Genomic DNA, 222 nt, shown 5'->3' on the forward strand with positions numbered 1-222 from the left:
GGCGATGAAGGACGTACTAACCTGCGATAAGCTGTGAGAAGTCGGTAAGAGACGCTATTACTCACAGATTTCCGAATGGGGAAACCCACCCGAGATAACTCGGGTATCTGTTACTGAATACATAGGTAACAGAGGCGAACCGGGAGAACTGAAACATCTAAGTACCCCGAGGAAAAGAAATCAACCGAGATTCCCTCAGTAGCGGCGAGCGAACGGGGATTA

General features: G+C 49.1%; 1 rRNA gene. It reads left to right on the forward strand.

Features of this window, described 5'->3' with window-relative positions:
• Window positions 1-222: ribosomal RNA gene (locus ACW5W8_RS24150) — 23S ribosomal RNA — on the forward strand; the annotation flags it as partial.

It is taken from the genome of Aeromonas aquatilis, assembly GCF_054052405.1.